We start from the raw sequence: 7,426 nt of genomic DNA on the forward strand, positions 1-7,426 counted from the left end.
CACTTTGAGCAAATGTTGCTCCGTTCGGTGACTGTTCGATTGTTGCCATTAAGCTGGCTCCTCCAATCAGCAGAAGGTACTGTTGCGAAAAGAATTCCGGATTTTTAACGCCAGCCTCAGCCGCCAAGCGCACAATAATTTGTCGAATTGACTCACGTAGGTCTACCGAAACCTGATGTGCTTTATGAGAGGCATCGGCAATTTCCAAAACAGCATTGATGAACGGACAACCCCGAAAATTGGGACTTGAGTACCACTCACGCAACACATCAAACGTTCCTAATAAACGTTCTTTGGGTGTAATACCTCGCTCTGAAACTGCATCCTCAAACCAGCATAACCACTGGATAGCGCGATATTTCATCACTTCCTCGATTAATAAGTCTTTGGAAGGAAACCAACGGTAAAGCGTCCGTTTAGCAACACCTGACGCTGCAATTACTTCATTAATACCGACATGCTGAATTCCCTTCTGATAAAAGAGTTCAGAAGCCGTTTCCAGGATTTGTTGCCGAGCGTGACTTGATTCAGTAGTCATAGTTAAATGAGTAGACAAGCTTGTCTCCTTTGAAATACAATAGCACCAACTTTTAGTAGACAAACTTGTCTACTTTTTTTGTACATTTGAGGCAACAACCAATGGAATTTACTATTTACACGATTGATACCGCGCCTGAAGACTCTAAAGCAGCATTAGTTCACGCACAACAAACGTTTGGGTTTATTCCAAATTTAGAGGGAGTTTTCGCCCAAGCACCTGCGTTGCTCAAAGGTTCGATGGCACTATGGGATTTGTTTGCTACGACAAGTTTCAGTCCAACTGAACAGCAAATCGTTTATTTGACTGTGAATTATGAACACGAGTGTCACTACTGCATGGCAGCCCACTCCGGCTTGGCAAAGATGATGGGTATGAAGAGTGAAGATATTCAAGCGCTACGTGATAATACACCACTCAAAGAGCCAAAATTGCAAGCACTACGCCGTTTTACGCAACGAATGATTCAAGCACGGGGTTGGGTTGAAGATGCTGAAATTCAGGAATTTTTAGCAGTTGGTTATGATAAGCAACAAGTACTAGAAGTCATTCTGGGCATAGCAATTAAAGTGATGCACAACTACACAAACCACATTGCTAGAACGCCTCTTGATAAACCATTTCAGCCATACATCTGGTCAAAGCCTGGAATCGAGAGCGTCAATAGCATTTGACGGAACTCTAAAGGGGTACTTCATAATTCTAAATCTACAGCAATGCGATGGGCGCAAGCAAACCCAGAAAAAGCTACTGCATTCAATCCTTGACCTGGAAAGGTACTATCCCCCACACAATAAAGTCCTGGAATAGCTGTGCGATTAAAGGGCATACTTAATAACCCCCGCAACTTGCGCCGGGGAATTGGCCCATAAGTGCCATCCTGACGACCCAAAAAGCGGCGATGGCTGCGGGGTGTCCCCACCTCCAGATAATCCAATCCAGCATCTAAGCCTGGAAAAATCTTCTCTAGGCGGTCAATAATTCGCCAAGCCGCCTCTTCCTTCTTCGCTTCGTACTCACTCGGAGAAAGTTTTTGCCAATCATCAATCCAATGAGGCGTAAAGGCATGAATGATATGATATCCACTTGGTGCTAAATCTGGGTCAAGCAATGTGGGAATCGAAACAAAAACTGTGCCTTCCACTGCTGTCATTTTTTCCCAATCTTCCAGCAAAATATGGTGACACTCTGTCCCCGCAGGTAAAACTGACTCTTTTACCCCTATATGCAAACTCAAGAAGCTGGGAGATTTTTGATAATTTTGTTGCCACTTTTTCTCATTATGTGGCATTTCTTCTGCTGGTAGTAATTGTTCAAATGTATCCCAGCGTGTAGCATTAGAAACTATGCGTTTACCCCGATATACTTCACCACTTGCCAGTTGCACACCTACCGCTTTTCCCTGTTCTGTGAGAATTTTCGTGACTCTAGCTTGGTACTGAATCTTACCTCCAGCCTTCTCTAGACCTTCCACCAGTTTTTGGGCAATTTGTCCGACTCCGCCTTTGGGATAGTTCACTCCGCCATAATGCCTGTCAGAAAAGACCATCCCAGCATTAATCATTGGTGTCATGTCAGCGGTAACAACCGACCAGCAATAACATTCCATATCGATAAATTTCAATAATTGCGGGTCTTTGATGTAGCGTCTTGCAAAATCCCCCGCGTTTTGGGGCAGATACTTAACTAAACCGAGACATGCTAAAGGATTTTGGAAAAATACCCGCAGTAGATACCGAGGTTCTTCCAGCGACAACAAATCCATGCTGTTGAGACACTTGAATACTTTTTGGCATTCGTCATAAAAGCGACGAATCCCCTGTTCTTCATGAGGAAAATGAGCAGTAAGATTTTGCAAAAATTTTTCATAAACCCGGTCAACCTTCAGGTTTAAACCTTGGGGTAGATGATAGTGAATCTGCACCGGATCTGCGATCGCTTCTTGGGTAACATTCACAGATGATAATGCACGAGTGAGTAAGTTAGTAGTGCCGTTCTGTCCCAGCCCAAAAATCATCGATGCGCCAACATCGAACCGATAGCCTTGGCGTTCAAAATAACCAGCGCTACCACCTGGAATCAAATAACGTTCCAGTACCAGCACTTTCGCTCCCTTCGCTGCTAACTGAGTTGCTGTTACTAATCCGCCAATACCAGACCCAATTACGATCGCATCAATTGTCATTTGTCATTTGTCCTTTGTCATTTGTACTGAGCCTATCGCTAAAGCGAAAGCTCCGCTAACGCGTAGCGTCTGTCTACGACACGCTGCGCGAACGTAGAGAAGTATTTGTCCTTTGTCTAAAGTCAATCAATATTTAATTTAACTAATGACCAATGACCAATGACAAAGGACAAATGACCAATCAAAAAAAAAGAGGGACGAGCCTGCTACTGCTGACTAATCCCGTCTGCCGATCCTTAAAAGAGAGGAGAACACTGTATAACAATATAGCCTTGATTGAGAATTTATGTCAACTATTAATGAAAGTTTTTATCAATAAAATTGAGAGTGTTAATTATCAGCTGTCAGCCGGATGCAGGAAAGAGTATTATGGTGTTTCAGTTCTTATACAATAGAAAAGCCTCTATTTCTGGCTATGACGCTACAATTGCGCGTTTATGTTCCACCCCATCCCCTGATAAAACACTGGCTGGCAGTTGCCCGTGATGCAGGCACACCTTCAGTATTATTTCGCAGTGCCATGACTGAGTTGGGAAGATGGCTGACCTATGAAGCTGCGCGAGACTGGTTGCCGACTCAAGAAACAGCAGTACAGAGTCCTTTAGATACCTGTCCAGCAACGGTGATCGATCCGCAAGTGCCTATAGCAGTAGTGCCGATTCTGCGGGCTGGGCTAGGATTACTAGAGGGAGCGCAGACTTTACTGCCTTTAGCATCGATTTATCACCTTGGTTTGGCAAGAGACGAAGAAACGCTGCAACCTCATTGTTATCTAAACAAGTTACCAGAAAAATTTGACCCCCAAACACGAGTGTTAGTTACCGATCCAATGTTGGCAACCGGAGGGTCGATCATGGCGGCAATGGCAGAATTGACACAACGGGGTGCTGATCCAGCCCTGACCCGGATCGTTTGCGTAGTGGCGGCTCCACCAGCTTTACAAAAACTGAGTGAAGCTTATCCAGGTTTAATAATTTACACCGCTACTATTGACGAAAAACTGGACAGCAAGGGATATATTGTACCGGGATTGGGAGATGCAGGCGATCGCATCTTTGGGACTTAAGCTAGTATGCAGCTAGGGCAGGAAAATAGCATAACTACTGTAAAAGTTGCAAGGTTTGTTGAAGGCGGTAAAGATATGAGTCAGCGAGATGGATTTGCCAGTGGTTTTTTAGCAGGGGCATTTGTTGGTGGTGTATTTGGCGGTGTCATAGGAGCAGTGATTGCTTCTCGACGCGATCCAGATTTGCTAGCCGAGGAGGAGACAGAACTGACAGATAGCCAAGTCGAAGCGAAGAAAATAGCAGCAAAGCGGCGTCAGATGAAAGCTTCAGAAAGCGAGAGCAACGGTATAGAAACGGCCCGGCGATCGCTAGAAGATAAAATTGCCCAGCTAAATGCCACAATTGATGAAGTGCGGAAGCAACTGGGAAATGTTAATAGCACTTCACCCCAAGCAACTAATGACCGCTCCCTCACTAAAGACTCCTGAAGTTTGTTCAGGCGTGGTGAAAGTGTCAAGCGTGGTAAACGTGAAATCCGCAAACACTTTTGACTTTGGACTAAATTAAAATTAAAAGATAAGACCGCGTTTAACACCTAGTAGGAAACCAAACTATCCATGAGTTTACTGATTACGACACTAATTACCTTTGTCAGCTTTTATAGCTATTTGCTAATTATCCGGGTTTTGCTAACCTGGTTCCCGACAATCAACTGGTATAACCAGCCATTTGCCGCTTTAGCCCAAATAACTGACCCTTATCTGAATCTATTCCGCTCAATTATTCCCCCATTGGGCGGTATGGATTTTTCGCCAATCTTAGCTTTCTTAGCACTTAATCTAGTTAGTGGGCTTCTGAGTGCCATTCCAGCTAGCCTGCCCTTATAGAAAGAAAGATTTTGATTACTACCTTGGTAAAAAATTGTGTAGAGACGTTAAGTATACAAGCGTCTCTACGATTTTTTGCGAATTACTAATTAACCCAAGTTGCTAGTTATCAAAAAATACCATTATGCAACACTAATTAGCAACTTACGTTAATTACCTAGCCTGTTTCTCGCCTTTGGCGAGTACTACGAATTAAGAATTACTTACGCACTTGACCGCTAAAACCCGCAGCCTTGAACTGTTTTAGCTTCAACGGAGTAGGCTGATTCGCCGGTACAGAAATTCTCAATTCAAAATCGCTAATACCTGGTGGTACCTCAGTAATAGAGCCTAAGCGAGTGCGGTTTTGCATTACCGAGTCATTATTTGCATCATAAATACGTCCAAAAATATCTGCGTCGTAGACTGTTTTATTAGTGCCATTTTCTGCTTTGCCAATGACAAGAAAACAATTAGCAGCAGCGCTACCACTACTGATAACGGCCCCTTCTGCTAGTTCTGGTGGACAATCTTTATAAGAGACATCAAATAGTTTAATCTGTGTCAGGGCTACAGCTGGGGGAATAATCACCCACGATAAAAAAGTAATGAGACATGAAATAAAAACGACCGTGAGTGAACGCAACCGCATAAAAGACCCCGTGATTTAATTGAATAATTATTAACTGATAACCTCAGCTTACAACATACCTTTACTCTCTATTCTCTACTTCCCTGATTAATTCGCCACTGCAAATACCTGTTCCACTATCAATTCCCAATCAGGTACTATATCTGATACAATGGTCGCCGTACCCTTCAAGACCGTATCTTCATCTTGTCCCTCGACCCACTTGCAAACGGTGATTTGTTTTAACTCAGGATCGATAATCCAGTATTCAGTAATGCCTCTGGCTGCGTATTCTGTGCGCTTGTAACGGTAATCGCGGCTGCGGTTCTCAGTTCCAGGACTGACGACTTCTGGCATTTCTACTAACTCTCCATCCACTAATTCATAACGGGTATCAGTGCGATCGTCATAAGCCAGAAATTCTTCAAAAGTCAGGAGTTTTGTGGGATGCTGAGTTTGAGTCATGCAATTTGCCTAACTAGGTGATAAATGAGGTCAACACTAAAAAATACCAAACCGATACTAAGAACTCAGGAGACAGGAGACGGAATCAAGTTTTTCTGCTGACTCCTGGCTTCCTTGAATGTTCGGCATCTTAAATTTAATTATGTTTACATTTAACTACAGGGTGATTGGAGACTTGAATTTAACATTTGTAATAATTAGGGGAATAACCCTTCAATTGCTATGAACTTATGACTCCAGATGAGATTGAAGTAGCTATGTTCGCAGCCTTTAATGATTGTGATGCAGCAAGCTGTCCTCTCACTGACACGCAGAAACAGATATTACTGCAAGTGGTTGAGCAAATTCAGGGAAATTCTAGCTCTGGGATGTCTAATATTGCTAATCCTCTAGACGAACTTACCCCAGAGGAGTTAGAAGCATTTTTACAATTTGTTAAGGAGGAAGAACAACGCAACCGCACTTGGAAAGTGCAATTACTCAACGACTGGTTGCTGGAAAAGGATTCTGGAACGGTACAATTTATTCGCCAACGCTATGGTTTGCAATGGCTGAATCGGGTTGAGCCATATCATTTTGACAAGTATTCTTATTTTGAGGATGCACTGAAGTTAAGAGTAGGCGATCGCATTGAAGTTTCCAATGCACTATGGGAATGGGTGCAGGAAGATGGGCCTTGTAAGCGGGAATGGTTTCCCTGTATGGTGATTAAGGTCGAGGAAATTAGCGATGTCTACGACGGGCGTAGATGCAGCAATGATTCCTCTACTAATTGCGTCGTCCGCTTCTTCAACGGCGCTGAGTATGAAATTCAAGGAATGTATAAATGGAATCGCTATAACTGGCGCTGGCCTCAAAAGGAGTAAGGAGTGCTGAGTTTTTAATACTTGTGAATGAGTCTATGAATAAAATCATTGCCTCAACAACGCCCAAGCCAAAAACCTCTCAGTGTAATACAACGCTAATTGATTGCTCACACCGTTGAAAACAGCATCAAAAGCGTGTTCTGCCCAAGGAATTTCGAGAAAAACCGCAGTATTGCCAGAATCATGTAAACGTTCATACATCTGTCTGCCAAATCGCGCCTGCACCAAATGGTCACGACTGCCGTAAATTAATAAAGTTGGCGGTAAAGGGTGCGTTAGGTAATTTATCGGTGAAGCAATTTCATACCGATTAGGCAATTCTTCTAAAGAACCACCAAGAAATGCTTTTAAAACAGCGCGAGAATTTATAGGATCGGGATTTGGTGGTGTTTTGTATCCTTCAGTTAAGTTAACAGGCCCATAATAGTTCACCACAGCACGAATGGGTGGTGCATCAGGTTGATAAGCCGCTAGCATTGCTAGATGTGCCCCCGCAGAACGTCCTAAGAGTACCATACGTTCTGAATCGGCTTCATATTCAGCTGCATGTTTGCGAATAAAGTTTAGGCCTGTACGCACATCATCTAATTGAGATGGAAACTGATATTTAGGTGCGTGTCGATAGTCGATCGCAAATACCGTATATCCATGATTAGCAATATATTGATTAAACTCAGAATTGGCATGAGTATTGCCATATTGCCAAGCTCCACCATAAATTACTACCACTGCTGGATATTTTCCTACCTGTGGGGGTTGGTAAACTTCCATTTTTAAAGGCACTCCCCCAGGAGAAGCAAAGAGAATATCTTTTTGATGACGTGTTTTACCTAATGCAATACCCCGAAAGAAATTAACTAAGTCAAAG

The 7,426-nt window shown here is 43.2% G+C and carries 10 protein-coding genes; 5 read left to right on the plus strand and 5 right to left on the minus strand.

Features of this window, described 5'->3' with window-relative positions; all coding sequences use genetic code 11:
- The coding region (locus IQ229_RS06300; RefSeq protein ID WP_194042235.1) for a TetR/AcrR family transcriptional regulator at positions 1-538 on the minus strand (538 nt) is incomplete at its 3' end.
- 101 nt (positions 539-639) lie between these two features.
- On the opposite strand from IQ229_RS06300, the gene IQ229_RS06305 reads away from it, so the two are divergent.
- The gene (locus tag IQ229_RS06305) at positions 640-1,212 is read left to right on the plus strand and encodes a carboxymuconolactone decarboxylase family protein (RefSeq protein ID WP_194042237.1); all 573 of its coding nucleotides are present in this window, start codon (positions 640-642) and stop codon (positions 1,210-1,212) included.
- Between the two features lie 20 nt (positions 1,213-1,232).
- Here IQ229_RS06305 and crtH read toward each other — a convergent pair whose 3' ends face one another.
- Positions 1,233-2,723, minus strand: coding sequence for a carotenoid isomerase (gene crtH / locus IQ229_RS06310; RefSeq protein ID WP_194042239.1), 1,491 nt, complete (start codon positions 2,721-2,723; stop codon positions 1,233-1,235).
- Between the two features lie 415 nt (positions 2,724-3,138).
- Here crtH and upp point away from each other — a divergent pair, with 415 nt between their 5' ends.
- From upp to IQ229_RS06325, 3 genes are all read left to right on the plus strand, one after another.
- The gene (gene upp / locus IQ229_RS06315; RefSeq protein WP_194042241.1) at positions 3,139-3,789 is read left to right on the plus strand and encodes a uracil phosphoribosyltransferase; all 651 of its coding nucleotides are present in this window, start codon (positions 3,139-3,141) and stop codon (positions 3,787-3,789) included.
- Between the two features lie 75 nt (positions 3,790-3,864).
- Positions 3,865-4,218 (plus strand): hypothetical protein, encoded by a 354-nt coding sequence (locus tag IQ229_RS06320; RefSeq protein WP_194042253.1) that lies wholly within the window; start codon positions 3,865-3,867, stop codon positions 4,216-4,218.
- A 129-nt stretch (positions 4,219-4,347) separates the two neighbouring features.
- Positions 4,348-4,617 carry a YggT family protein gene (locus IQ229_RS06325; RefSeq protein WP_194042243.1) on the plus strand — a complete coding sequence of 90 codons (270 nt, stop codon included), beginning with the start codon at positions 4,348-4,350 and terminating at the stop codon, positions 4,615-4,617.
- 199 nt (positions 4,618-4,816) lie between these two features.
- Here the strand turns inward: IQ229_RS06325 and IQ229_RS06330 are convergent, their stop codons facing one another.
- Both IQ229_RS06330 and IQ229_RS06335 read right to left on the minus strand, forming a co-directional pair.
- Positions 4,817-5,248, minus strand: a complete 432-nt coding sequence (locus IQ229_RS06330; RefSeq protein WP_194042245.1) for a biotin carboxylase — start codon at positions 5,246-5,248, stop codon at positions 4,817-4,819.
- An 87-nt stretch (positions 5,249-5,335) separates the two neighbouring features.
- Positions 5,336-5,692 (minus strand): Uma2 family endonuclease, encoded by a 357-nt coding sequence (locus IQ229_RS06335; RefSeq protein ID WP_194042247.1) that lies wholly within the window; start codon positions 5,690-5,692, stop codon positions 5,336-5,338.
- 230 nt (positions 5,693-5,922) lie between these two features.
- Between IQ229_RS06335 and IQ229_RS06340 the strand changes: the two genes are divergently transcribed.
- A complete protein-coding gene (locus IQ229_RS06340; RefSeq protein WP_194042249.1) occupies positions 5,923-6,558 on the plus strand; it encodes a hypothetical protein in 636 nt (211 codons plus the stop codon).
- A gap of 45 nt (positions 6,559-6,603) precedes the next feature.
- Here the strand turns inward: IQ229_RS06340 and IQ229_RS06345 are convergent.
- The coding region (locus IQ229_RS06345; RefSeq protein WP_194042251.1) for an alpha/beta hydrolase at positions 6,604-7,426 on the minus strand (823 nt) is incomplete at its 5' end.

The organism is Nostoc cf. edaphicum LEGE 07299 (assembly GCF_015207245.1).
In the GTDB taxonomy this organism is placed as follows: Bacteria; Cyanobacteriota; Cyanobacteriia; order Cyanobacteriales; family Nostocaceae; genus Nostoc; species Nostoc edaphicum_B.